Source organism: Lysinibacillus sphaericus, assembly GCF_000600105.1.
In the GTDB taxonomy this organism is placed as follows: Bacteria; Bacillota; Bacilli; order Bacillales_A; family Planococcaceae; genus Lysinibacillus; species Lysinibacillus sphaericus.
In genome coordinates this window covers 2,648,255-2,672,614 of record NZ_CP006837.1, presented here as the reverse complement: position 1 = coordinate 2,672,614, position 24,360 = coordinate 2,648,255, and the positions used below count along the sequence as shown (strand labels likewise).

The 24,360-nt window shown below is 34.8% G+C and carries 28 protein-coding genes, 1 pseudogene and 1 riboswitch; of the genes and pseudogenes, 19 read left to right on the top strand and 10 right to left on the bottom strand.

Annotation, left to right across the window (positions count from 1 at the left end):
- Positions 1-308: 308 nt before the first annotated feature.
- Positions 309-857 (bottom strand): sigma-70 family RNA polymerase sigma factor, encoded by a 549-nt coding sequence (locus T479_RS12750; RefSeq protein ID WP_025219829.1) that lies wholly within the window; start codon positions 855-857, stop codon positions 309-311.
- A 576-nt stretch (positions 858-1,433) separates the two neighbouring features.
- Here T479_RS12750 and T479_RS12740 point away from each other — a divergent pair.
- Positions 1,434-2,360, top strand: a complete 927-nt coding sequence (locus tag T479_RS12740; RefSeq protein WP_137036986.1) for a S8 family peptidase — start codon at positions 1,434-1,436, stop codon at positions 2,358-2,360.
- Positions 2,361-2,596: 236 nt separating this feature from the next.
- On the opposite strand, the gene T479_RS12735 is transcribed toward T479_RS12740, so the two are convergent.
- From T479_RS12735 to T479_RS12725, 3 genes are all read right to left on the bottom strand, one after another.
- Positions 2,597-2,863, bottom strand: a complete 267-nt coding sequence (locus tag T479_RS12735) for a hypothetical protein (protein WP_024361002.1) — start codon at positions 2,861-2,863, stop codon at positions 2,597-2,599.
- A 289-nt stretch (positions 2,864-3,152) separates the two neighbouring features.
- Entirely contained in the window at positions 3,153-3,929 is a 777-nt protein-coding gene (locus T479_RS12730; RefSeq protein WP_025219827.1) for a phospholipase A2 family protein, read from the bottom strand.
- A 289-nt stretch (positions 3,930-4,218) separates the two neighbouring features.
- Entirely contained in the window at positions 4,219-4,593 is a 375-nt protein-coding gene (locus T479_RS12725) for a hypothetical protein (RefSeq protein WP_024361000.1), read from the bottom strand.
- A 176-nt stretch (positions 4,594-4,769) separates the two neighbouring features.
- On the opposite strand from T479_RS12725, the gene dacB reads away from it, so the two are divergent.
- The 6 genes from dacB to lepB all read left to right on the top strand — a co-directional run bounded on the left by dacB (position 4,770) and on the right by lepB (position 10,143).
- On the top strand, positions 4,770-6,203 hold the full coding sequence (gene dacB, locus T479_RS12720) for a D-alanyl-D-alanine carboxypeptidase/D-alanyl-D-alanine endopeptidase (protein WP_025219826.1): 1,434 nt from the start codon (positions 4,770-4,772) through the stop codon (positions 6,201-6,203).
- 89 nt (positions 6,204-6,292) lie between these two features.
- Positions 6,293-7,048 (top strand): SDR family NAD(P)-dependent oxidoreductase, encoded by a 756-nt coding sequence (locus tag T479_RS12715; RefSeq protein WP_024360998.1) that lies wholly within the window; start codon positions 6,293-6,295, stop codon positions 7,046-7,048.
- A gap of 31 nt (positions 7,049-7,079) precedes the next feature.
- On the top strand, positions 7,080-7,517 hold the full coding sequence (locus T479_RS12710) for a MarR family winged helix-turn-helix transcriptional regulator (protein WP_024360997.1): 438 nt from the start codon (positions 7,080-7,082) through the stop codon (positions 7,515-7,517).
- Between the two features lie 525 nt (positions 7,518-8,042).
- Positions 8,043-8,981, top strand: coding sequence for an LCP family glycopolymer transferase (locus T479_RS12705; protein ID WP_025219825.1), 939 nt, complete (start codon positions 8,043-8,045; stop codon positions 8,979-8,981).
- Between the two features lie 349 nt (positions 8,982-9,330).
- Positions 9,331-9,426 carry a hypothetical protein gene (locus tag T479_RS12700; protein WP_029747072.1) on the top strand — a complete coding sequence of 32 codons (96 nt, stop codon included), beginning with the start codon at positions 9,331-9,333 and terminating at the stop codon, positions 9,424-9,426.
- Positions 9,427-9,585: 159 nt separating this feature from the next.
- Positions 9,586-10,143 carry a signal peptidase I gene (gene lepB / locus T479_RS12695; RefSeq protein WP_024360995.1) on the top strand — a complete coding sequence of 186 codons (558 nt, stop codon included), beginning with the start codon at positions 9,586-9,588 and terminating at the stop codon, positions 10,141-10,143.
- Positions 10,144-10,207: 64 nt separating this feature from the next.
- Here the strand turns inward: lepB and T479_RS12690 are convergent, their stop codons facing one another.
- Entirely contained in the window at positions 10,208-10,405 is a 198-nt protein-coding gene (locus T479_RS12690) for a hypothetical protein (RefSeq protein WP_025219824.1), read from the bottom strand.
- A gap of 177 nt (positions 10,406-10,582) precedes the next feature.
- A riboswitch (purine riboswitch) is annotated at positions 10,583-10,683 on the top strand.
- A 57-nt stretch (positions 10,684-10,740) separates the two neighbouring features.
- Between T479_RS12690 and T479_RS12685 the strand changes: the two genes are divergently transcribed.
- A complete protein-coding gene (locus T479_RS12685; RefSeq protein WP_025219823.1) occupies positions 10,741-11,907 on the top strand; it encodes an MFS transporter in 1,167 nt (388 codons plus the stop codon).
- A gap of 100 nt (positions 11,908-12,007) precedes the next feature.
- Positions 12,008-12,301 (top strand): hypothetical protein, encoded by a 294-nt coding sequence (locus tag T479_RS12680; protein WP_024360992.1) that lies wholly within the window; start codon positions 12,008-12,010, stop codon positions 12,299-12,301.
- 58 nt (positions 12,302-12,359) lie between these two features.
- Here T479_RS12680 and T479_RS12675 read toward each other — a convergent pair whose 3' ends face one another.
- The 3 genes and pseudogenes from T479_RS12675 to T479_RS12665 form a co-directional block, all read right to left on the bottom strand.
- Complete coding sequence (locus T479_RS12675; protein ID WP_024360991.1) at positions 12,360-12,845, bottom strand: DUF3231 family protein; 486 nt, start codon at positions 12,843-12,845, stop codon at positions 12,360-12,362.
- Positions 12,846-13,074: 229 nt separating this feature from the next.
- Positions 13,075-13,331: pseudogene (locus T479_RS12670) on the bottom strand (hypothetical protein).
- A gap of 97 nt (positions 13,332-13,428) precedes the next feature.
- Complete coding sequence (locus T479_RS12665) at positions 13,429-14,073, bottom strand: cupin domain-containing protein (protein WP_025219822.1); 645 nt, start codon at positions 14,071-14,073, stop codon at positions 13,429-13,431.
- A 737-nt stretch (positions 14,074-14,810) separates the two neighbouring features.
- Here T479_RS12665 and T479_RS12660 point away from each other — a divergent pair.
- From T479_RS12660 to T479_RS12635, 6 genes are all read left to right on the top strand, one after another.
- Positions 14,811-15,359, top strand: a complete 549-nt coding sequence (locus T479_RS12660; RefSeq protein WP_024360988.1) for a hypothetical protein — start codon at positions 14,811-14,813, stop codon at positions 15,357-15,359.
- 93 nt (positions 15,360-15,452) lie between these two features.
- Complete coding sequence (locus tag T479_RS12655) at positions 15,453-15,887, top strand: GNAT family N-acetyltransferase (protein ID WP_025219821.1); 435 nt, start codon at positions 15,453-15,455, stop codon at positions 15,885-15,887.
- Positions 15,888-15,894: 7 nt separating this feature from the next.
- On the top strand, positions 15,895-16,377 hold the full coding sequence (locus tag T479_RS12650; RefSeq protein ID WP_227665354.1) for a nucleoside 2-deoxyribosyltransferase: 483 nt from the start codon (positions 15,895-15,897) through the stop codon (positions 16,375-16,377).
- 12 nt (positions 16,378-16,389) lie between these two features.
- Complete coding sequence (locus tag T479_RS12645; protein ID WP_024360985.1) at positions 16,390-16,707, top strand: YbjQ family protein; 318 nt, start codon at positions 16,390-16,392, stop codon at positions 16,705-16,707.
- A gap of 228 nt (positions 16,708-16,935) precedes the next feature.
- Positions 16,936-17,820: a helix-turn-helix transcriptional regulator gene (locus T479_RS12640; protein ID WP_052599502.1), complete on the top strand. Its 885-nt coding sequence runs from the start codon at positions 16,936-16,938 to the stop codon at positions 17,818-17,820.
- A 126-nt stretch (positions 17,821-17,946) separates the two neighbouring features.
- The gene (locus T479_RS12635; RefSeq protein WP_024360983.1) at positions 17,947-18,456 is read left to right on the top strand and encodes a hypothetical protein; all 510 of its coding nucleotides are present in this window, start codon (positions 17,947-17,949) and stop codon (positions 18,454-18,456) included.
- A gap of 167 nt (positions 18,457-18,623) precedes the next feature.
- Here T479_RS12635 and T479_RS12630 read toward each other — a convergent pair whose 3' ends face one another.
- Positions 18,624-19,076 carry a DUF5412 family protein gene (locus tag T479_RS12630; RefSeq protein ID WP_025219818.1) on the bottom strand — a complete coding sequence of 151 codons (453 nt, stop codon included), beginning with the start codon at positions 19,074-19,076 and terminating at the stop codon, positions 18,624-18,626.
- Positions 19,077-19,190: 114 nt separating this feature from the next.
- On the opposite strand from T479_RS12630, the gene T479_RS12625 reads away from it, so the two are divergent.
- Entirely contained in the window at positions 19,191-19,724 is a 534-nt protein-coding gene (locus tag T479_RS12625; RefSeq protein WP_025219817.1) for a GNAT family N-acetyltransferase, read from the top strand.
- Between the two features lie 58 nt (positions 19,725-19,782).
- Here the strand turns inward: T479_RS12625 and T479_RS12620 are convergent, their stop codons facing one another.
- Positions 19,783-20,181 (bottom strand): hypothetical protein, encoded by a 399-nt coding sequence (locus T479_RS12620; protein ID WP_025219816.1) that lies wholly within the window; start codon positions 20,179-20,181, stop codon positions 19,783-19,785.
- Positions 20,182-20,805: 624 nt separating this feature from the next.
- Here T479_RS12620 and topB point away from each other — a divergent pair.
- The 3 genes from topB (at position 20,806) to phnG (ending at position 24,349) form a co-directional block, all read left to right on the top strand.
- Entirely contained in the window at positions 20,806-22,941 is a 2,136-nt protein-coding gene (topB, locus tag T479_RS12615) for a type IA DNA topoisomerase (RefSeq protein WP_025219815.1), read from the top strand.
- 83 nt (positions 22,942-23,024) lie between these two features.
- Entirely contained in the window at positions 23,025-23,726 is a 702-nt protein-coding gene (locus T479_RS12610; protein WP_025219814.1) for a GntR family transcriptional regulator, read from the top strand.
- Between the two features lie 200 nt (positions 23,727-23,926).
- The gene (phnG, locus tag T479_RS12605) at positions 23,927-24,349 is read left to right on the top strand and encodes a phosphonate C-P lyase system protein PhnG (RefSeq protein ID WP_025219813.1); all 423 of its coding nucleotides are present in this window, start codon (positions 23,927-23,929) and stop codon (positions 24,347-24,349) included.
- Positions 24,350-24,360: the final 11 nt, after the last annotated feature.

The window sequence follows — 24,360 nt, the reverse complement described above, 5'->3', positions numbered from 1 at the left end:
TTCTTAAAAAGTGCCAACAAACTAATTTTTAGCAAAAAATTAGCAAAGTCTTATGCTCCTTATTTTGAAAGAATTTTTTCATTTGAAATACTTCAACAACAACTAATAAGAGAGATTTTCATTTCTTGTTATTTATATAATCGAAAAAACCTGGACAATTAATATGGTTCAACAGGTCTATTTTTTCTAAGATTTTTATTTTTATTTCTTGTTCTAAATCCTCGCGCTCTTGTACGGACGTGCTTTTTAAAATATTTTTAATTTTCTGATTAAAATCTCTAATAATTTCCTCGTAGTTTAATTCTTGTTTACTTTGCAATTTTCCCACATCCATTATTCAATAATTTAACCTTTAACTTTTTAATAGCAGTCCTTAAATTATAAGAAATTGTTTGCGGAGACTCATTTAAAATTTGTGCTATCTCTTTATTGCTTAAATTTTGGCTATATTTTAAATCTAATATTAATAATTGTTTACTAGATAATGTTTTTATAGCATGGAATAGCTCTTCACTTGAAATTGATTGTAAAAGCCCTTGGCTATTTAAAACTGTATCGTATAAGTCATTTTGCAGTTCTAATTGTTTAGAAGGTAATTCGTGAACATTGTTTTCATCCTTTACAAAAGAAGATAAAAATATATTTCGACTATAATAACGATTAACTTTCTTATCAAAATCTATTGAAAAGAAATGAATTAATTTGTTAATATAGCTGATTACCTTTGCTTTTTTGTAATGAGCTTTAAAAGCATTGTCCAATCGGATTTTATTTTCAGGGCATGGCTCTGCTAAGAAGGATGATAGTAAATCACGATTTTTTTGATCTTGTAAAAAGAAATGAATGACAGGATCCATTTTTTTCGCTCGAAATTAGTTAGAAAGATTTTTATATCCACGTTTACTCCTCCCTTATAATTAAGAATAGTTACTTCTCTCTAGTAGCCAAATTTCGCATAAATCTCTCCAGTAATAATTTATAGCTTATATAAAATAAAGAGATTTCTTTCTTTAAAAAACAAAAAAACAGAACATTTATTCTGTTTTTGATGATAAAAATTATTATATACAATAAATTTTGTTTTTTTTGATTTATTATCTCTTTAATTAATGAACCATTCATTAATTGGAGGATTAATAAATGACAATAAAATTGAAATGGGCGAATAGAAGTATCATTCGTTTCGTGATTTACCATTAGGCAATTTATTTAAAAAGAACTAGGGAGGAGAGAAGTAAATGAACATAGAATGTTTACTCAAATGCTTTTGCCAATCTCGAAAAACGCAATCTTTCTTTTTAAAAAACTTTGAAACTGAACAGCTTAATACAGAAGAAAAAAAGTTACTTTCTGAGATTATATTGGATGCACAAAATATCTCAAATAAAATTAAAAACTTTTGTAAGTTGTACGATTAATTTCTTTCGTTAGGAGTGATTATTATAAATAGAATCGCTTTAAAACCATACAAAATACAATCTTATAAAAAGCAACAACAATATCCTACTTCTAGTATAGATATTATTAAAGCAAGAGATGTTTGGGAACAATCCAACAAAGGACAAGGAGTTGTCGTCGCTATAATTGATACAGGTGTTGATACAACACATCCAGATTTGATTGACAAAATTATAGGTGGCTATAATTTTTCGTCAGATGATGGGGGAAACAAAAAAATTTATACTGATTATAATGGTCACGGCACACACGTAGCAGGTATAATCGCAGCTGAAAATAAAGAAATGGGTGTATTAGGCGTTGCACCTAATTGTAAGTTACTTATTTTAAAGATTTTAAATCGCTTTGGCAAAGGCTCGTATAATGGATTAATCAGTGCACTTCAATATATCAAAAAATGGCGAGGACCCAACGGAGAAAAGGTTCAAGTTATAAACTTGTCTTTAGGTGGCCCCACTCATAAAGATGAGTTATATACAGTCATTAAAGAATTGCATACATTAGGCATAGTCATTGTCGCAGCAGCTGGGAATGAGGGTGACGGTTTATCTACAACGGAAGAAATATCATTTCCTGGTTTTTATAAGGAAACATTATCTGTCGGTTCAGTTAATCAACAACTTGCCCCTTCAATATTTTCAGAGTCCCATCTCAATATAGATTTTGTGGCTCCAGGAGAAGGTATTCTATCAACGCACTTAAATGGCGAGTATGTAGAATTGAACGGTACTTCCATGGCAACACCCCATGTTTCAGGAGCAACCGCACTAGCACTACAGTTAATTAAACCGTGTGCACCACCACTTATACCGGCACAAGTAAAGTATTACTTTTCAAAGAATGCATTAAAATTGGACTTTCCAATTAATCTGGTAGGAAATGGATTAATTCAGTTGAAATAATGTTTGATAGTGATGAATTATTCAGCAGAGGATGTTAAATGATTGCAAACTTTAGCTTTCTTATCGTGGAAAAAGCCTACTTAGATATTAAATTATCGACTGTAGAAACTCTAACGAAAAAATTAATGATAGCAAACCAATGTAAAAATAATAGACAAAGTCGAAACACTCGACTTTGTCTATTATTATGTAACTTCTTTATAAAGGTATAATATTTCGATGCATTAAAAAATAATTTAACGCTCACCTATCAAGAAAAGTAGTATAATTGACAAGAAAATACCAAGGAAATAAAGCCACAAAACAATATAAGGGGTATACTTCCAAAATCCTTTTTCCTTTTTTATAAAGCTTAAAATACTAAAGATTATTCCTACGGCAATTAAAATTCCTCCAACTAAAATTACGATTACCGCTTCAATTTGAAAATAATAAAAGCAAGCAATTACAATAAGTCCTGCTACAGAAAATAATGCTGATAACTTCCCGCTTTTACCAAGCATAATTTCCCTCCTTATTAATATTTCTTACTTTCTCAAGTCCTATGTATATATACTGATTATATCAAAAAATAATAGACTTGGCGATTCTTCATACAAGTTAAAGACGCAACCTTAGAGTAATTCTAAAGTTGCGTCTAACGCTTGTATGAATCAATCATTGAAATGAGGTGGCACTCGGAATTGAACCGATGAAAGATGTTATATAACTAGTTTTTTCCCATTTGGCAATATAACTTAAGAACACGAAAGTTATTATTGATAGTGACTTTAGTGGATGTTAGTAAGAAAATTAGCAGCCCATTGCAACCATTTTTGCAGAGAACGCCCCAACGATACGTGATGTCCCTGCTTCATCTGTCTGATTAGCACATTCGATAATAATACGGTCACAGCCACAACGTTCAGGATATTTCGTATTTGCATCATAACAATAATCGTGATATTTACAGCAATTGTCTAATGCATTAACAGTAGGACCTGAACCACAGTTCGCCCCGCACCAGTTATATCTAACAAGTGGGTTAAATGGATTTCCTTTATAACGGAAAGAACAACAACCGTTTTGAAGACAAGGTAAACCCCACCCCTGTGCACTAAGTACATCATCGTCTTGAAAGTCATCTGATGTTATATTCTTGTAATCTTCTGGTATCGTTAACTTACTATCAGAGGACAACTGCTCCCATTCATTTAATAGTTCATCATCTAAATACATAATAGTCTTCTTAATTTCTTGTTCTATATCTAATGATACAACTTTCACTAAGTAAGATGTTCTGTTTGTCTCAGTGTTTATTGTTTTGAAAATAGTACCAATAAGAAAATTATTAAATTGTAGGAAGGTGGTTTTTTGTTTTACTTTTGTTTTGTTTTGTTCATTGAATTCGTTGAATGCATAAACAGAATAAGTAGTTTCGTAGTCTACTTGTTCTATTTTGGGGGCATTGAATAATTCTTCTTTATTCAATTTATCAAGTGCTTTTGTTAATAGCGCTTGGCTCTGCTGATCTAAAGTACTTACTCCATCGGATGGTACTTTTCTTACTCGAATATCAGTAATGTTCATTCTTATTCCTCCTTTGGTGGTTTATACTATATAAAAGAGGTATGTTATAAAGAAAAAACAAAAATTAAGCTAAACTAATTGGCTCGTAATACCAAAAGAAGGAAGTGAAATCCTTAATGAGCTATTAAATATGTGAGAACATCAATGCAACAGCCCTAATAAAATTTTTAACACAGTCTAAGCCCCACTTTGCTAAGTGGGGCTTAAGTGTTGACGAAAGGCATCAAGAAGTTCGCTCTTGATGCCTTTGCTTTATATTGTGTAGAGTAAAAACGCCCTCTATATTTAATTAAGTACTTTTCACATTTTGTAAGACATTGACAAAGAATAATAAAATAGAAAGTGCCACGGCAATTCCACCGCCAGATACGAACAGTTCAAATAACCAATGAGGCACATCTAAGTAAACCATCATCATCCCAACTAACAGAAACGGTAAACCGATATTGTAAAGCCAAAACTGTGCCTTGGCGAGCCCTGTTTTTGCAGCATCCTTAAAATGACAATAAACGAGCCCTATGAATCCCGTAGTTAGCCAACCAACGACACCAATATGTGCATGTGTCGTCTTCCATTGAAGTTGAATTGCATAATGCATAAACAGTCCAAAAGCGATTGTAAGTATTAAATAGAAGATCGATATTTTAATCCATTTTGCGCCCATCGAAACCAACTCCTATTTTGAAAGTGATTTTAGCTAGCTACTACAGTCTATTCATGTCGAAAAAAAAGATGTCTGTCCACTTCAGAAGAAGTTAGAATGGCTGTTGAATTGAAAAAATAAGCGCTTTTACTTAAAATAAAAAATAATTAGAGAATATTTTATCAAATGGAGGTTTTATGAAAAAGAAAATTGTTATATTGACGATGCTTCTAACATTGTGTTGTTACCCATTGCTATTTGTTGAACAAGCACAGGCAAATGAGCAAACGATGACGAATAAAATCAATACAATCATCGCTAAAAACTGGAAAAACAATGAATATAGTATTACGGTGCGAGAAATGGAAAAAGGAGACGTTCTTTATAGTAAGCATGGGGAAAAAATGATACGTCCCGCATCCACTCATAAATTGCTTGTTAGTGCTGCGGCATTAGATTTACTCGGCTCTGATTATCGTTTTGAAACAAAGGCTTATGTGGATGGTCCCATTGAAAATGGTGTATTACAAGGAAATATTTATTTACAAGGTGGGGGCGATCCAACATTATTACCTGTCCATTTAGAAACATTCGCCAATGGGCTAAAAAAATTAGGAATCACCAAAATTACAGGTGCATTGATTGCTGATGATTCGTGGTTTGATGACGATCGATTAGCCAAAGGAATAGTCCCACAAGAAGAGGCATTCTCTTATGCATCACGTATTTCTGCTCTAACGCTCTCACCGAATGACCAATATGATGTCGGCAATGTCCATGTAAAAGTAACTGGCACTAAAATTGGACAAGCAGCCAAAATTCAGCTTTTACCATATGCAAGCACAATCCCCATTGTCAACAAAACAAAAACTGTGAAAAAGGGTGAGAAATCGACCGTCAAAATCACAAGAGAATATGGAACAGACCGAATTGTTGTAACAGGCAATTTACCAGCAGGTACAGAAAAAAATACATATGTGACTGTTTATAATCCAACAATGTTTACGCTGGATGTATTACGAGAAAAACTAGTAGCAAAAGGAATTCAAAAAATGCCTCTTACCGAAGGGAAAGTACCAGAAAATGCACAGCGAGTTGGCATTACTTACTCCATGCCATTAAAGGATATGAATTTTCGATTTTTAAAGTTAAGCATTAACGGTATGGGAGAAATGCTAACTAAGCAATTGGGAAGGGAGCTTCTTGGAGAAGGAAGCTGGTCTGCGGGCATTGAAGCCATTCGCACCTATGGTATAGATAGTGGATTAAATATGGACCAATGGTACTTTGAAGATGGCTCAGGCTTAAATCATCAAAACCGCGTTAGTAGTATGCAGGAAAGCTTATTACTATTTAAAGTTCGACAAAAACCTTGGTACTTCTCGTATTTGGACGCTTTACCACATGCGGGACGAAAAGGAAAGCTAGTTGGAGCAACATTAGAAAACCGCTTGAAAGGCTATAGTGTCTCAGCTAAAACAGGCTATATAAGTGGTACCTATGCGTTAAGTGGCTATGTTAAAGGGAGAAGTGGCAAGTGGTATATTTTTAGTATTTTAACGCAAGGCAATAAAGGTTCAGCAATCGCTACGATTGATGAAATTGTCAAGCAAATTGCCAATGAAATGTAAAGAGTTTCAATAGAGTGAGCAATCTAGTTTAATTATGAATAATTTAGTGATAAACTATTTAACGATTAATGAAAAGGAGCTGTTCACTCATGGGCAAATTACAAGACAAAGTAGTAATTATTACTGGTGGAGCTGGCGGTATCGGTAGTGGTATGGCAAAAGCGATGGTAAAAGAAGGCGCAATCGTTACGATTGTAGATTTAAATGAAGAAACAGGGAAAGCAATGGAAAAGGAATTGCAAAAAATTTCTCCAAAATCAATGTTTTTACAGGCAAATTTAATGGATCGTGCTAATTTGCATAAAATAATCGATACAGTTGTTGAAAAATACGGTAAACTAGATGTATTAGTTAATAATGCACATGCTTCAAAACAAGCAACGATTGAAGATACAACGCAGGCTGATTTAGATTTATCATTTGATACTGGTTTTTATCCAACATTTTATTTAATGCAAGCGGCATTACCGCATTTAAAAGAAACAAAAGGAAATATTATTAACTTTGCTTCTGGTGCTGGAATTGCTGGTCATGAAACACAAGGTGCGTATGCTGCAGCAAAAGAGGCAATCCGCGGTATTTCTCGTGTAGCGGCAAATGAATGGGGACGTTTCGGTATTAATGTAAACTTAATTAGCCCAATTGCAAATTCACCAGGTGTACAAGCATGGGCAAAAGCACAACCAGAATATTACGAAGCTGTTAAAAATAAAATCCCAATGGGCCGCTTTGGTGATGTAGAAGATGACATCGGCCGTGTAGCAGTATTTTTAGCATCAGAGGATTCACAGTATATCACAGGTCAAACACTTATGGTTGACGGTGGTTCAATCATGCTTCACTAATTTTCTCGGTTATTGTTCGAGGAGGATTTTTTTGACACAGACAAGTATTTTTAAACTCATTCATATGATTGATCAGATGAATAATGCTAATATTATACGTTTTACGAAAGGTTTTCCATATCCGCTAGGCATTTCACCGATTTTAGTTTTAAGTGAACTAAAAATTAAAGGTCCGCAAAGACAGGCAGAATTAGCGGAAACGATTGGTTATACGAAAGGTGCTATGACAAGCATAGCTGAAAAATTAGTAAAACTAGGCTTAGCAGAAAGACTATACGATGAGGCGGATAGACGTACGATTCGTTTACAAATTACGGATAAAGGTGTAGAGGCATTAATAAAAGCACAAGAGGTTGGAAAGGACGTATTTATTCAGCTTTTTGAAGTATTGAATGATGAAGAGATTGCACAATATTTGTCCATTCAAGAAAAGTTAGTGCAAGGAATACACGACAGAAATAATCAATAAGAAAGTTGCGTTTTTCAGTAGCTTGGAGAAATACCTTGAGCGTTTTTACTGCTCAAGGTATTTCTCTTTTTTTTCGTAATGATTGCGTTAACAATGCAAACCAAAATCGAAAGGCTTGTGCCTGAAAAATGATTATGCGATTGAGATGGTTTTATTGGCGAATTTAGTTGTCTAAATGAATCTTTTTTAAAAATAAACGTAAAATCGACAAAAAAACTTTATAATTGAAGGAAAATTTGCTATTCTATACGGTACAAAAGGGGTTTTTACATACATAAAGAAATGTTTTCTTACTGTAGGAAATGATAGAAGGTAGGTTAAAAAGTAACAAGATAAAACAGCGGCATTTACAAACAGGATTGCCAATTTTACATATTAACGAATATAAAGACGCATATTTAGTAAATACTAGTGTACGTCTTTTTTTCGTCCAATATGCATATAAATAGACCAGATAAACTTTTTTCCAACCTAAAACGTCAAAAAGAGGGGCAAATTTTTTAAAAAGCTAGAGAGGACTTAAGTATGGAAAAAAACATGAAACGAATGAAAGAAAAGAAAAAAAGGAGTAAGAAGAAAATATGGCTTTGGATAGTAGGTAGCCTATTAACAATTTTTTTAATATTTATAGGTACAGCTTATTATACTATTCAGAAAACGATGAATAAAATAAATACACCTTTAGTTGAAGCGACAGACATTACTGAAGAAGCGCCAAAAACAATGAAGAAAAAAGAACCGTTTTCTGTGCTGTTACTAGGTGTTGATGAACGAAGCAACGATAGTGGCCGCTCAGATACAATGATTGTCATTACGGTCAATCCTGAAAAACAAACGATGAAAATGTTAAGCATCCCGCGAGACACACGTACTGAAATCATTGGTCATGACACAGTAGATAAGATTAACCATGCATATGCTTTTGGAGGCGTACCAATGGCAATGGATACAGTTGAAAATTTGTTAGATATTCCACTCGATTATTATGTATTTATTAATATGGAAGGGTTTCTACAAATTATAGATACGCTTGGTGGTGTTACGATTCAAAATGATATGGATTTAACCTATGATTCATACCATTTTCCTAAGGGAGAACTATCTTTAAATGGCGATGAAGCACTTATTTTTTCACGTATACGCTACGAAGATCCACGAGGGGACTTTGGTCGTCAAATTCGTCAACGTCAAATTATCGAAGCGGTAATGAAAAAAGCTTCTACACCTTCCGTGATTTTAAAGGCTAGTGATATGCTCGATGTTGTCGGAGACAATGTCCGCATGAATTTTACAGTGAAAGATTTAATCCAGCTACAAAGTATATATAAGAAAATGGATAGTAGTATAGAGCAGTTATCATTTGAAGCAGAAGGAGGGAAAATGATTGACCGTATTTGGTATTATGTACCAGATGAAACAGAGCTTCAACAAATACAAACAGAGTTAAAAACCCATTTAGAATAACGCACGATCATTTGGCTACAATAGTTGTAAAAATATGTTTGCGAAGGGAGCGAGATGAATGAATGGGAGGACCCAGGTGCTTAGGTATACAGCATTAAATAATTGCATGCAAAGCTATGTACCTAAACGGAAAGTACAAAAAAGTCCAGTTAAATTCATGATGCAACAGCTACAACTATTATGTTTTAAAATTTTTATGTAATACAAAAAAATCATTCAGGTAGGATGCATGCCTAGTTGAATGATTTTTTTTCGTTATAAAATGTGCTAGCAGTTTTTTATTTCGTTTGAAATATCTGAAAATTTAGTGTATAATTTTTTATAAGAAATGGTTGAGGGAGTGATTGTGATGATGATTGGTACAATATTGTTAGCTATCGCGTTGCCTGTTGGGATTGTATTAGCAGTTGATTTATTTAACGAGCAACATCACTCTACTACATAAAGCAACTAGTTAATGTACATAAATAGAATATATTTTCCAAGACACAAGCGACTGAGCTTATGTCTTTTTTTCATGGGATGGAAACATTTTGTGTTTTTATTCGTCAATAGACACTAGAAAATGCTATACTATTAAATAAAAAAGTATCGGGGAATGAGCATGCAAGCAGAAAAAACGAATATGAAAAAAGAAATTCTATCCTACATTAAAATTATTGTCGTGACAGCAATCGTCGTCTTAGGCTGTAAGCAATTTTTATTTGCACCGATAAAAGTACAAGGTGCTTCTATGTATCCGACATATGAGGATAAGGACATTATTATTGTAAGTAAAACAAGTAAAATTGAACGCTTTGACCAAATTGTCTTTCAATCTCCGACTGAGGATGAATTATATATTAAGCGTGTGATAGGGCTTCCAGGGGATACAGTCGAAATGATCGATGATGTATTGTATGTAAATGGAAAGGCCTATAAAGAAGATTATGTAAATCGTCAAACTGATGATCCGAGTCAACTACGCATTACCGAGAATTTCACATTAGAAGGTTTAACGAATGAGAAAAAGGTGCCAGAAGGTAAATACTTTGTCATGGGTGATAACCGTTTGAAAAGTTATGATAGTCGCCATTACGGCTTAATTGCAAAAGATGCTATTTATGGAGAAGCAAAATTGACACTTTATCCATTTAAGCATTTTCACATTGGCATTGAATAGAGACCAACGATAAAAATTCAAAAGGGGGCAGCTCATTGGAAATGGGCATGCCTCCTTATTTTCTTTATTTTGCTGATAATGCTTTACACACTTTATAAGAAGGGTAGTAAACGCAAACTGTTGAATCTTCAACAGTTTCTTTTAGTGGATGTTGTCTCTTTTCTAAGCTAGATGTTGGTTGATCGATTGAGAGCTCTTCTACTACTAATTCCGCGCCATAAAATAGCATTAAAAAATAGCATACTAATCCAAATATCCGCAAACAATCACCCCATTGCTATATTTCATGTCTATTACTATGTATGGTCGAATGATAAAAAATATAAGCAAAAAGCTAAAAAAATATATAAAAATAAATTGAGCTTATGTAAAGTACTGCGGGTGTTAGCAAATAGAGTGATAGAAAAATGTTGTAACGCAAAAATCCATATGCTAATATAGCTAAAGTAAAATAATGATCTGTATAACCTCAATAATATGGATTGAGGGTCTCTACCAGGAACCATAAAAATCCTGACTACAAAAATTTGCTTGCATTTTGTAGTCAGGATTTTTTTATGCTGCTACAAAATGGGAGTGTAATAGAAAGGTGATTCCATGAATTGGAGAGTATTTATATTGGCTGCTACTACTTTTGCAGTTGGATTGGTAGAGCTAATTGTAGGCGGTATTTTGCCATATATCGCAGATGATTTAAACGTTTCAGTTGCAACAGCAGGACAATTAATTACCATTTTTGCACTAGTATATGCTATTTCAGCGCCTGTCCTTTTATCGTTAACTGCGAAAGTGGAAAGGAAGCAGCTTTATCTTATTTCATTGTTTTTATTCACATTGGGGAATGTCATGACCTATTTCAGCCCAACCTTTGCCATTGTGATGATTGCAAGAATTATCACAGCAATGAGTACAGCATTGGTAATTGTGTTGTCTTTAACAATTACAACAAAAATAGTAGAGCCAAGACATCGTGCCAAAGCGTTAGGGCTTATTTTTGTCGGCGTCAGTTCGGCATTAGTCATCGGTGTACCAATGGGCATTTTTATTACCGAAGCATTCGGTTGGCGTGCCGTTTTTTTAGGGATTGCAATGCTGTCATCTGTATCCATGATTCTAATATTTATGATTTTAGAAAAAATGCCAGTTGTTGAAGTGGTGCCATTAAAAGCTCAAATCAAGTCATTAGCTAATTGGAAAATAGCAAGTGCGCATTTAACAACACTGTTTATGTTGGCGGGGCATTATATGCTTTATGCCTACTTTACGCCATTTTTAGTTGAAGCATTTAATTTAAGCTCTTCTTGGATCAGTATTTGTTATTTAGTATTCGGTCTCGCTTCAGTAAGCGGAAATGCAATTGGTGGTTGGTTAAGTGACCAAATTGGTACAGGCAAATCGATCGTTATGATTATCGCAACATTTGCCATCGTGCTGTTCAGTATTCCGTATACAATTGTCGCGTTTCCCTTATTTTTAGTCGTGACAGTGTTGTGGGGAGCGCTTAGTTGGGCACTTACACCACCGTTACAAAATTATTTGATACAAACAGATCCTAAAACATCTGATATTCAACAAAGCTTAAATACTGCCGCCTTACAAATAGGTATTTCGATAGGCTCTGCAATTGGTGGGGCTATGTTTACTGTTACAGGTTCGGTCATGCATTTAGCAAGCTTCGGTGCTATTTTAGTGTTAGCTGCATTAGGTTGTGCCATTTTTTCTTTAAAGAGAGCGCCGCTTGCAAAAAAATCTTCATTTAAATGACTTATAAAAATCATTTATGCTAAACGCAAATTATGATATAAAGCAGGACTATGATTGTTGGAAATAGAATGTAAGAGAAGAGAGGGAGGCTGGTAAATAAATGCAGGTAGATTTAACGGAATTTGAAGGATTGAATGTGAAAGTTGTCGCAACGATTGATCACACGCTTTATCGGAACGTTGGTGCCATTATTTTATATGAAGAAGATTCACACATTTTATCTGTACGAAAACTGAAACGAAAAATCGCTGATCAATATATACCAACAGACGAACTCGAAAATTTTATATTTGATTCACAAGCAGATGCTATTAAATTTACACATAAGTTAACTAGAATGAGTGCGCTGGATTATTTGTTAGTGACAAACAGAGAAAAACAGTTAAGTGAATAGCCGTTTAGGTCGCCTTGTAAAGTACGAGACGACCTAAACAATTGCTTTATTGCTCGTTTTACATTGTAGAGGGAGCAAGTAACCAACTTTTTTTGTGACTAAGGGCAATTAACTTTGCGCCAAGATTGGCATACTTCATATGAAAGACTTGATATTTTGTAGAGAGCATATGCTCGATAGACATGTCCATCGCTTGACTGACTGAAATTAACGAAGAAGCAATATTCATCGATAGGATGGCACTAATTTCGCAATCATTTACTGCTGTCTTGCCTCGAATCTTAGCAATTTGTAAACTTCCTTGGTCAATGGATAGTGGTGGGGCAAGTACGCCATTTTCTTTTAATAGCTTCTCTAGTTGTTTATTTTCCTCTTTTAAATATTGAATAAACTCCAAAATAATAACTTTTAACTCTCGATTCACGGCATGCTTGAAAAAGAGATGATTGGTCGCTATATAGCCATTATTGACCCCAAGTTGTTTCCAAATTGCAAACACTTCCTTAAAACGTAGAGCGTCTAAATTTCGCTTTGACATTTTCATTATTGCACGTCCTAACTCATTTTATAGTTGTTGATTGTGAGATTAGGATGGGATGATTTGTTATTTTTTATACATTTATAGGAAAAGTAGTCATTATCAATTTGGTATGTGTGTCATCTAGCAAAACGTATGTACATTATTTGTTTGAAGGCTTCGCCACTTTACTTCTGCTTTTTCTCTGTTTCGCTCTTTAATAGAAGTCTCGTCACGAAGCATTCCTTATCTACCATCATGCTTTTGTTGTTTTATTTTTAAAGCTCCTAATCGTGGTCTTTAAGGACGCATAATTCCCAATGGCTGCGTATCCATAAAAAAGGCCCATAGGCTAATAAAAATAGAAATCATTAAACCTAGAGCCAGAGCGATTGCTGGTACATATTTAGGTTGAATAGGGAAAAAAACTTTAATTGCTTGAGTCAGGATCATGACAACCGGTACGGCAATCACAGCATCCCAAAAATTTGTATGGATAATAGGAAAGCCCATTGTTTATACACCTCTTTTATGCATGATGAATAATAGTTAGACTTTCCATTCTGAAATGTTTTATGCATTTTTGCAACGAAAACCAATAGACTTCATGTCATGAATATTCGTAACCATTTTGATACATGTATGGATAATGGTAATAATTTAAGTTGTAAGGCGGATACATTTGCATAAAATTGGGTGAGCTAGAGGGAGTGTGAAAGGATTGGTTGCATTCTTTTGGAGGACCGATATAAGTCGTAGGAACAACAGGCGCAATTGTTTGTTTCCATACATTTTCATCTAAGCAATACGTATGCGCCATAATTGCTGTTGGTGTAAATTTCAAAATATCAGAACCTAAAATAACTTCGGGTGTAGGGGCATCAAAAATAGCGAGTATATGCGTGTTGTCTGCATTCGCGACGATATAATGCCACCAACCCTGTGGAATATTTGTTACCTGTCCAGATTTTATTGGGTAATTTTGAATTTGTTTTGTAAAAGGATTTAATAAGGAAACGGTAGCAGCACCAGAAATACAATAAACAAGCTCTCCTGCATTTTGATGATAATGCGGTTCTACAACATTATTCGTACTTAGAAATATATCAAGCAAGGATACATTTTCTAATGTATTTAATTGGGCAGTACCGAGAATGTTGATGTAGTTTTGATTATCCTTTTTAAAAAGGGGGCTTGTATTTACATCAAATGTAAACTGCGTGGATGGAGATGTGTAGTCGATGGGCAAAATCATACATCCTTCCTTCATGTAAGTACATGTTCGTTAATATCACAGATTATGACTATAAAGGTTGGTGCTTTAAGCGAACGCCTATGCAAGAGCTAAATAACAAAATTGCGCGAGGGGTTTTAAAATTTTTATCTAATTATCAATGATTATTTTGTATTTCAATTATGACCTCTTTTTCAAGTTTAGAATGCTGTTGTTCAGAATTCCCTTGAGATTTTAGATTGAACCAGATAAATAAGTTTAAAACATTTAAGATGACTATAATGACTATAATTGCGACTGCAACTTTTACCCAATTCATATGTACCTCACTTCCTTTTTATTTTTTTAATTGGATTTAGATGAGTCTATAAAAAATTATAATATATTTCTGATAATTAATGAAGAAATTAGCTACTTTAAACGAATATATTAAATACAGTTTCTGCATTTCCTATTTTTCAGTCAGTGTCCCAGTGGTGAAAATTTATGAATACCTAGTTGTCTTCTACATAACAATACAAGTCTAAACATATAAATAAAGGTAGCGAAAAAATACTAGTGTTTAACCATTCATAGAATCAAATCTAGTATTTTCACAATTCAACTACACCCTATTAAAAATTAAGGAAATCTTAAGTTTCAGCTTAAGTAAAAATTAAGATTTATTTTCTATACTATAAAAATAAGGAAATTACGAAACCATTTGAAGAATTAAAACGTATTGGTATTAACAGAACAATATTGAAGTAGGTGACGAAATGGTATATACCATTTACATAGTATTGACAAAAACAGGGACCTTATTATCGAAAGCAATAGGGATGTATACGGGAAAAGAGATGAACCATGCTTCCATCGCCTTTGACCAGGAACTTTTTGATATGTACAGCTTTGGGCGAAGACAGCTCAATAATCCTCTAAGTGGCGGATTTTTAAGGGAAAATGCAGAAGCTGGTCTTTTTGAATACGCGGATTGTGTGATTTACCGTTGTCGTGTTTCGTATTATCAGTACTTAGAGATGGAAAAAATTGTACACTATATGTATTGCAATCGAGATCGATATAAATATAATTTTATAGGGCTTTTTGGTGTGATGATGCAAAAGGAAGTACGTAGAGAACGCGCTTATTTTTGTTCGCAGTTTGTGGCAACCCTTTTAAAAATCGGTGGTCTGAAGATTTATCAAAATCCAGCGTTAATGACCCCCGACTGTATTGCACAGTTACCTTATTTAGAAGAGATTTTTGCTGGTAAACTAGCAGATTATTTACAAGGTGTACGACAACCCGCAATGCTGTATGGTTAAAATCACCTTATTTAATTCCGTTGTATGCCTATCGAATACATGTAAGACATTTTTTTGATATAATGATTGAATGAAAAGAGGCGGGTGATAAAGGTGCAAATCATTGTAGTTGAAGGTGTACCTTATCATTGGGTGCAACCGTTACAAGAAATTCATGCACATGTGTTTGAAGGTGCACATCTTACTCTAGAAAAACTGGAAAGTAAAAAAGACCTGCTTTGTTTATTTGCCGTGGAGAAACAGGAGATGGTAGGATTTAAATTAGGCTACCCACATTCTGATGGCGTTTTTTATAGTTGGTTGGGCGGTGTTCACGAAAAAATGCGAGGTCAAGGTATTGCTAGTCTATTGATGCGAAAGCAACATGAAAAAGTGCTAGAACTTGGCTATAGTAAAGTTCGTACATACGGTAGAAATAAGCGCAAAACCATGCTCATCACAAATATTCACCATGGTTTTGATATTGTTTCGACTTTTATTGATGATAAAGGTCGACATAAAATAGTGTTTGAAAAATTATTGAATTGAGGAATGTATGATGAAAGCATATTTAGCGAATGGATTATTTTCTTTAGGAGATCGCTTAGTAAATGAACGGTTAGCAACGGCAATTCGACAAGCGATACCAGATATTGAATTATATGTTCCACAGGAGAACGATGCGATTAATGATAAGGCATCCTATGCGGATAGTTTAGCCATTGCGGAAGCGGATTTAGCAATGCTACAAACGAGTGATGTTTTAGTGGCTGTGTTAGATGGTGTAGAAATTGATTCTGGCGTAGCGGCTGAAATCGGTGCATTTTCAATGCTGAACCGCCCAATCGTTGGGGTATTTACAGACGTCCGTCAACAAGGGCGAGAAAATATGATGAAAATAGAGGCGCTTATACGTGATGGCATTGAAAATCAATTTGTTTACCGTAATTTATTTGTTATCGGTTTAATCAAGCGCAACGGTGTCATTACGACTTCTATTGACGATGCTGTATTAGCGGTTCAAGAACTACAACAATAAGGAGGAATGGCAATGCTTTTAACAACAACGGATGTTGTTGCAGGAAAAGAGATTGAAGAAACATTAGGTTTGGTTAAGGGCAATTCGGTCCAATCGAGAAATATTGGTCGCGATATGATGGCGGGGCTTCGCAATATTGTGGGTGGTGAAATGAAAGAATATGCCGAAATGCTCGTGCGCTCCAGAGAAATTGCTACACGAGCTATGGAAGAAGAAGCGCAGCTTTTAGGAGCTGATGCGATTGTAGCCGTCCGATTTTCCACATCATCTGTTATGGACGGAACTTCTGAGGTTTTAGTCTATGGTACAGCCGTAAAATTAAAAAGTTAACTACTATAAGAGGACTTCAACCTACTCGGATTGAAGTCCTTTAATATGCCAGTTTACTTGATAATACTTACAAAAAATTGGTATGTCCGTCTGTGAAGAATGGAATCTAATGCAATTAGTATTGCACTAATTATCCCAATTATATAGAAAATTCGTAGTTATAAGGACTAATGATGTCCATCTCGTTTTGTATAATAAGAGGGTAACTATGTAGAAAGAGTGGGATATATGGTGGATTCACAACAAAATAAAGGCTATCGTGTCATTTCAATGTTCGACAGATTGATGGATGGTCAAGGAATTAGCAAAAAGCAAGAAGCATTTACACATCAAGTTGGTGAAAAAACCATACAACGAGATTTAGATCAAATTCGAGCGTATATTGAAAAAGCTAAACTAGACTGTCATTTAGAATATGTGCGAACAGAAAAAGTGTATAAGCTAACGAATACCGGGAAAAACGTTTTATCCATTGTTGCAGCAGATAAACAAGAGTTTATTCATAATATCATTTTAAATGAGAAGCATTTGTACGTTGACTTAAATCATAAAAAATCTCTTTTACATTTAATATGGGTAATTTCAGAGGCAATTCAAAAGAAAAAAATAATTAAAATTGATTATTTACGAGAGAGTGAGATAATTCCTTCACAAAAAATATTAAAACCTCTTGGTGTTATTTTCTCCGAATACTATTTCTATTTAATAGCTTACGATAGTAAGCATGAGAAGGACCTACCGATTGTCTATCGTATTGATCGTATCCAGCATTTTCTAGAGTTAGATAAGAAATTTCAAATCCCCTACTCCGAACGCTTTCAAGAAGGTGAATTTCGTAAACGCATTCAGTTTATGGATGCAGGTGAGCTGATGCATATTAAGTTTCTTTTTAAGGGGCGTTCGCCACAGGCGGTCTTAGATCGTTTACCGACAGCCAAAATTTTATCCAATAAAGATGGACAATGCTTGTTTGAAGCGGAAGTTTTTGGTCGTGGTATTAAAATGTGGCTACTTAGTCAAGGGGCGAATATTGAGGTGTTGGAGCCTTTAGAATTGAGAGAAGAAATGATTGAAACAATCCAATCCATGCAGCAAAATTATTTTTATATGTAAACGAGGAAAGTATACTTCATTTTTTAAACGCATCGCATATTAGAACAAAAAAAGTTATAAGAATGAATGGAAAGTTGACTAAATTCCCTTGCTATTGCCGACTATAAAATGAAGGGGGAATTTACAATGTACTCACTTTCAAATTTCAAATTATTGGTTGAAAAACAGAAGAAAATTGATGCGATTTATCAACATTGCGATGAATTAAAAAAAACAACGATTACACCTAAAATTTCCGAAGAAGTAGAACGATTTTATACATGTTGTAAAACACGTTTAGAACAGCAAGGTTTTAAGGTCACTTTGACATCTTCAAAATTAATTGCAGAGTATAAAGAGGCATTTATTACTATTGATAAGCATTCTAAAGACATCGAAGAATGTATTTTTATTAATTTAAATAATTATGTGGAAGATCAGTTATCCATTATGCTAGACATTGAATATCAACAGTTCGAACAAATCATTACATATAACCTAGATGGTTTTTCAACGGTTATAGAGCAAGTAAACGAAAAATTAAACCAAGCCAAAAATTTTCAAGATGCTTGTAAAGCCGCAAAGCTTATTTATAAAAATAATCAAAATGAAATTTTTCATTCTGCTGACGAGGCAGTAAACTATTATTTTAAGTAAAACACAAGGCATCATCCTTACTAGGGATATGCTCTGTTTCAGATGTCCGTTGGTAAAGAAGTGTTATAACCATGATAAAAGGCATTGCTTGATGCCTTTTATCGACAAGCTAAAGCATACTAGGAGTGCATCTTAGTATGCTGTTTTTAGTTTAAAATAATAGAGCATTAGGAGTCTTGATCCTTACATTTAAAAGCTTTTCTTATTTTATACGTATTACAAGCAGTTCCTTGCTCATCGTAAATTTCTTTACCTACGACTAGTTCAGTATTGCGATTAGCGTATTCGTCATAGTTCGTAATCGACAGTACGTCGTCGGCAGTCCAGTTTACATTTACACTACCTTTGGCATCACTAAAATAAATGGTTTGTTCTTCGTCATGTTTTTGATGATATATAATATTGACAATCAAATTGACTCCACCTATAGCGCCACCATAATTGTCATAATAAACTTGTGCTGAATAGTCACCATTTGGTGAAAGAATAGGGCGACCATATTTGACTTGATATCGCCTGTATAGAAAAATGCATAAGTAAAATGGTGATAAACAACATAAAGGCAAAATAGTAAGATTGGCATCAACAAATATAAACTCATTTTTTTCATATTCTTCCATACCTCCTGTAAATAATACGAAACTTTTCATTGAAAGTTCCTAGAAAGGTAGTTCTCTTTGAAAAGGGTTTTTGCCAATTTTGGAGAATTGTAAATACTATAAAGGAGGAATAAGATGTTTCCTATTGTAGAGACTGAACGATTAATATTAAGAGAAATAATAGATGAAGATGTAACAGACCTTTTTCGCTGTTTTTCCAATCACCTTGTTACCCAGTATTATGGATTAGAACCCTTTGCAACAATTGAAGAAGCAGAAAAACTAATCGAAACTTTTTCGAAAAATTATAAGGAAAAAAGAGGTATTCGGTGGGGTATAGAGCGGAAAGAAGTAAAGGGCATTATCGGAACTATCGGCTTTAACGCATGGTCACCTAAACATAAGCGGGCAGAAATTGGCTATGAGTTGCACCCCGACTACTGGCGAAAGGGCTATACGAAAGAGGCAGTAGCTGAAATTGTATCCTATGGGTTTGATAAGATGGAACTTAACCGGATTGGGGCAATTGTCTTTATTGAAAATGTAGCATCCAATCAGTTACTAACTCATTTAGGTTTTCACAAAGAAGGCGTATTAAAAGAATATATGTATCAACAAGGGAAAGCACATGATACAAATGTATATGCTATTTTTAATGATAAGCTATAAAGCCATGAGCCCAAATTCACCTTTCAGTGCGTTTAGGCTCATTGTAAGAAAATAAGATTTACTCCGTCGTTATCGCCAGTAGAAAATTGTCTCGTTCGGATTCTTCTTGCATTTTACTATCGACTAACATTGCACCATACTTTACAGTTGTCATTTTGGCATCGACTAAAAATTGTACATTGACTTTCGCCTTCTTGTTGTTGATAGGACAATCACCTTTAAATTCCACTACATCTTGTCCCTTTTGTGTCTCAAAATAAACCCAATATGGATTTTCGCAAGCTGAAGCAAAAGCTTTTTCGAATGATTGGTTACTATTTTCGATTGAATAGTTTTTGACATATGTAATATATTCATTATCCGTTATGTCTTCTTGTGGACCATAAAAATACCAAAACACGCCTATTATGCCGATTGGTATAATCCATAAAATATTACGCTTACTTAATTTCCCCATTCCCCATCCCCCTTTATAACCATATTTTATCATCTTGCCCCTATTATTTGCTAGCTCAATATAATATTTTCTAACTTAAACATTTTTCTTGTTATCCAAAATCTATATGGGATAAGGAGAAAGAGGTTATGTACATTTAGTTTTTTTCTATTTGAAGAGAGCATCGTTGCTTCGCTTCTGACATTAGGAAGTGCTATTTTAAATGGTATACAGTAAAATAGTTGTAGGGTATTTCACAATAAGAGGCTGGGACAAAAACTAAAAAAATTTAAGGAACAGAGGAAAGGTGTTCATAAATTTTTGCTATATGGAGCTTAGCAAACTTAGCTATTCTTGCATTTGCATTAAATAAAAAATTAGAAGTGTTCACTAGTTGTTGGTAGCGAAGGCGGTGACTCCAGCGGGACAGCACATAATGTAAGACGCGGGCATTCCGCGCGTTAGCGAGGGTTGCGGCTTACTGTGCTGAGCGGAAAGCACCGCCGTAGCGGACAACAACGGAATAGCAAAAAAGTGTTAGATTGATGGCAGTCAATCTAACACTTCTTCTCTTTTGTCCCAGCCTCTTTCCATTTTTAGATAACAAACTACTAAAAATATTTAAAAGAAGATGTGATCATTATTATGGGAAAAATCGCTATTTTAGCTGAAAAACCATCGCAGGCACGAGCTTATGCAGAAGCCTTTAAAATTAAACACAAAGAGAAAACGTTTATAGAGTTAGAGCCCTGTTCAACATTTCCTGATGGTGCCATTATTAGTTGGGGGATAGGTCACCTCGTCGAATTAAAGGAACCGAAGGAATATAAAAAGGAATGGGAGAAGTGGTCTTTAGATGCCTTACCGATTATTTTAGACAAATATGAAGATAAAGTTGTTAGTAATGTATACACACAGTTTAATGCGATAAAAAAAATCTTCCACGATCCACAAGTAACCATGATTTATAATGGATGCGATGCTGAGCGTGAAGGATCGAATATTTTTTATTCCATTTATAAAATGACAAAAGTAAAAAAGCCTGTAAAACGTTTATGGATTAACTCTTTAGAGGTGGATGAAATTCGGAAAGGTTTTCAAAATATGCATAGTAACGAGCGCGATTTGCTGATGTATCAAGAAGCAAAAACACGCCAAATTAGCGACTGGCTAGTGGGCATGAACTGTAGTCGTTTATATACATTACTTCTTCAGCAGAAGGGCTTTAAGGGCAGTATTTCTATTGGGCGTGTGCAATCACCAACAGTGTATTTGATTTATAAAAGACGACAAGAAATCGAGAATTTTAAGCCTGAAAAGTTTTATGAAATTGAAGGAGTATTTACAGCCCAAAATGGTATGTATAAAGGTAAGGCGAAAATCAAATCCAATGTTAGAGAAGAAGTAGAGCAGTTATTGAGACAACACGCTATTCAGCCAATGGATATAGGTCAAATTACGAGTGTAACGAATAAGACAAAGCGAATCCAACCACCTAAATTGCACGCATTATCAACTTTGCAGGCAACAGCAAATAGACGCTGGAAATATAGTCCGGCTCACGTGTTAAAATTGACACAGTCGCTATATGAGAAAAAGCTTGTATCGTACCCACGTACCGATTCACAGCTGATAACACCAAATGAATACAATTATTTACACGAAGCACTGCAAAAATATCAACAGCTCATTGGTCAGGCATTTCCCCCTGTTTTAAGAGGCCAACATAAACGTTATGTTGACAGCTCTAATGTAGGCGAGCACTATGCCATTATTCCAACGAAAAAGATGCCAACAGAAAAAGCGTTGCAGTCAATGGCTGCGGATGAACGAAATATTTATTTTGAAATATTACATACAACGCTTGCAATGTTTCATCATGATTATGAGTATGATGAAAAAACGATTTTAACGGATGTGAAAAATGTAGAATTTAAATCCGTCGGGAAAACAGAGCTTGTAAAAGGTTGGCGGGAGCTTTTCGCTGGCGATAAAGAGCCTTCACATCGTGAGGAAGTTCTACCTGTCGTATCTAAAGGGGAAATCGTCCAAAGTCAAATCGCCATTATAGAAGGAACTACAACGCCACCAAAGCCTTATACAGAAGGGCAACTTATTACAATGATGAAAACATGTGGAAAATCGGTTGAAGACGAGACTGAAATCGAAGTTTTAAATTCTGTAGAAGGTATTGGCACAGAGGCAACACGTAGTGGCATTATTGAAACGATTAAAAAGCATGGGTTTATTGAGGTGAAGAAAAATATTGTCAGTATCACACCTAAAGGGGAACTATTGTGTAGAGCAATTGAAGGAACCTTGCTTTCCAGTCCATCGATGACAGCAAAATGGGAAATTTATTTAAAAAAAATAGGACGTGGTGAAGGATCGGCCAAACATTTTATCGACAGTATTGGCAAATTTATCTATCAGTTAATTGCCGAAGTACCAAACAAAATTAACACAATCACAATTAATGCGGATCAATTTCCAACGAATGCTAAAGCAAAAGATATTGTGACATGCCCAACATGTAAAGTAGGCAAAATTAGCTTGCGCAAGAAATTTTATGGTTGCTCGGAATATAAAAATGGCTGTAAACAAACATTTCCAGAAAGATTATTAGGGAAAAAGCTTACGGAGAAGAATATTAGAGATTTATGTACGAGCGGGAAAACAGCCGAAATGAAAGGTTTTAAAGCAAAAAGTGGCAAGCAATTTAGCGCTGCCCTGCAATTTGTGGAAGGGAAAATTGAATTTGCATTTAATACAAAAAAATAACGTTCATAAAGTTTATTTGGAATGTGCTACTTAAGGTACAAATGGATTGAAATTATGCCTTTTTTATAGAAGGAGTGAAGCGTGTGGATGAGCAGGAACTAGTAGTGAAGGATTACTTGTTACAGGGAATCGAGGCAGGGAATTATTCGCAAGATGGGAAAATGCCAAGTGAACATGCTCTAATGGAAATGTTTGGTGTACCACGTATAAAAGTCCGAAATGCCTATGATTTACTAGAGAAAATGGGTTTAATTTATTCGCAGAAGGGGATTGGGCGCTTTTTGCGGGAAAAACAAAAACCACTTGAGGTTGTAATGTCTGGCGATATTAGCTTTAGTGAAAAAATGCTCAAATTTACATCAAACTATCAATCAGTTGTGACGAAAATAGAACAGGTACCTAAAGAACATATTATTTTTAGCAAGCCATATGTTCAACATAGCGACCTTTACCTAATTGAAAGATTGCGCTTTATTGACGAGGAACCCACAGCAATCCATCGTTCGTATGTCGTTGTTGAAAATATGCCTGCCATTAAGCAGGTGAATGATGATTTAACCTCTATCTATACATTTTATCAACAGCATGGTGTAAAACAATTTCGTAGTTCCTTCTCACATTTAGCTGTCAAATTTCCAAATGAACTGGACCGGTCATTGCTTGCATGTGAAATATTGGTGCCTCTCGTCAAGGTAGAATCGGATAGTTGGGATGACGAGCATAATATTTTACTAGAGTACACAGAAATTTTATATCGAACGGATCGCTTCTTTTTTCAAATATAGATTAGATTGACTTCAAACCATTCGTGTTTGAAGTCTTTTTTTATGCTGTAAGACAACCAGAAGATAAATTGCTACGTGACCCCGCCATTTTAATTAAATGCCGTTAATTTTTGTAAAACTTAGTTTACATGAACTTCACGAAACCTTTTCACTACTGAACATGGCGCCAAGTTAAGGTATTGGTGAAGGGAGTTGGTCAAGTGAAACGAGCTGAACGGACTAAATTATTAATTGAGGTTGGACGTGAAGAAGCATTACAGATGGCAAATGAAGTTTGTAGTCACCATGAGGTAATTGAAATCCAAGCACCAAGAGAGGGGCTTGTCATGATTAAAATGCGAGAATCGGCACAGCAATCCCTTTTTTATATAGGTGAGACGTTAGTAACAGAAACTAAGGTCAAAATTGGCGAAGCATTTGGTCTTGGCTTAGTTCGCGAATATGAGCCAGAGCTGTCCAAGGCACTGGCCATTATAGATGCTGCTTATAATGGGCAACTACCTGTAGTGGCAAAGTGGGCGAGCGTGTTAACGAAACTGTCACAACGTCTTGATATGAAGCATCAAGATATAAAATGTTCAATTGAACGGACAAAAGTTCAGTTCGACACGATGTCGATATAAGGAGGTAGGGA

Coding starts and splice junctions, on each gene's coding strand:
- T479_RS12750 (WP_025219829.1), bottom strand. CDS start 857: ATGGATCCTGTCATTCATTTCTTTTTACAAGATCAAAAAAATCGTGAT.
- T479_RS12735 (WP_024361002.1), bottom strand. CDS start 2,863: ATGCTTGGTAAAAGCGGGAAGTTATCAGCATTATTTTCTGTAGCAGGA.
- T479_RS12730 (WP_025219827.1), bottom strand. CDS start 3,929: ATGAACATTACTGATATTCGAGTAAGAAAAGTACCATCCGATGGAGTA.
- T479_RS12725 (WP_024361000.1), bottom strand. CDS start 4,593: ATGGGCGCAAAATGGATTAAAATATCGATCTTCTATTTAATACTTACA.
- dacB (WP_025219826.1), top strand. CDS start 4,770: ATGAAAAAGAAAATTGTTATATTGACGATGCTTCTAACATTGTGTTGT.
- T479_RS12715 (WP_024360998.1), top strand. CDS start 6,293: ATGGGCAAATTACAAGACAAAGTAGTAATTATTACTGGTGGAGCTGGC.
- T479_RS12705 (WP_025219825.1), top strand. CDS start 8,043: ATGGAAAAAAACATGAAACGAATGAAAGAAAAGAAAAAAAGGAGTAAG.
- T479_RS12700 (WP_029747072.1), top strand. CDS start 9,331: ATGATGATTGGTACAATATTGTTAGCTATCGCGTTGCCTGTTGGGATT.
- lepB (WP_024360995.1), top strand. CDS start 9,586: ATGCAAGCAGAAAAAACGAATATGAAAAAAGAAATTCTATCCTACATT.
- T479_RS12685 (WP_025219823.1), top strand. CDS start 10,741: ATGAATTGGAGAGTATTTATATTGGCTGCTACTACTTTTGCAGTTGGA.
- T479_RS12680 (WP_024360992.1), top strand. CDS start 12,008: ATGCAGGTAGATTTAACGGAATTTGAAGGATTGAATGTGAAAGTTGTC.
- T479_RS12675 (WP_024360991.1), bottom strand. CDS start 12,845: ATGAAAATGTCAAAGCGAAATTTAGACGCTCTACGTTTTAAGGAAGTG.
- T479_RS12665 (WP_025219822.1), bottom strand. CDS start 14,073: ATGATTTTGCCCATCGACTACACATCTCCATCCACGCAGTTTACATTT.
- T479_RS12660 (WP_024360988.1), top strand. CDS start 14,811: ATGGTATATACCATTTACATAGTATTGACAAAAACAGGGACCTTATTA.
- T479_RS12650 (WP_227665354.1), top strand. CDS start 15,895: ATGATGAAAGCATATTTAGCGAATGGATTATTTTCTTTAGGAGATCGC.
- T479_RS12645 (WP_024360985.1), top strand. CDS start 16,390: ATGCTTTTAACAACAACGGATGTTGTTGCAGGAAAAGAGATTGAAGAA.
- T479_RS12640 (WP_052599502.1), top strand. CDS start 16,936: ATGGTGGATTCACAACAAAATAAAGGCTATCGTGTCATTTCAATGTTC.
- T479_RS12635 (WP_024360983.1), top strand. CDS start 17,947: ATGTACTCACTTTCAAATTTCAAATTATTGGTTGAAAAACAGAAGAAA.
- T479_RS12630 (WP_025219818.1), bottom strand. CDS start 19,076: ATGGAAGAATATGAAAAAAATGAGTTTATATTTGTTGATGCCAATCTT.
- T479_RS12625 (WP_025219817.1), top strand. CDS start 19,191: ATGTTTCCTATTGTAGAGACTGAACGATTAATATTAAGAGAAATAATA.
- T479_RS12620 (WP_025219816.1), bottom strand. CDS start 20,181: ATGGGGAAATTAAGTAAGCGTAATATTTTATGGATTATACCAATCGGC.
- topB (WP_025219815.1), top strand. CDS start 20,806: ATGGGAAAAATCGCTATTTTAGCTGAAAAACCATCGCAGGCACGAGCT.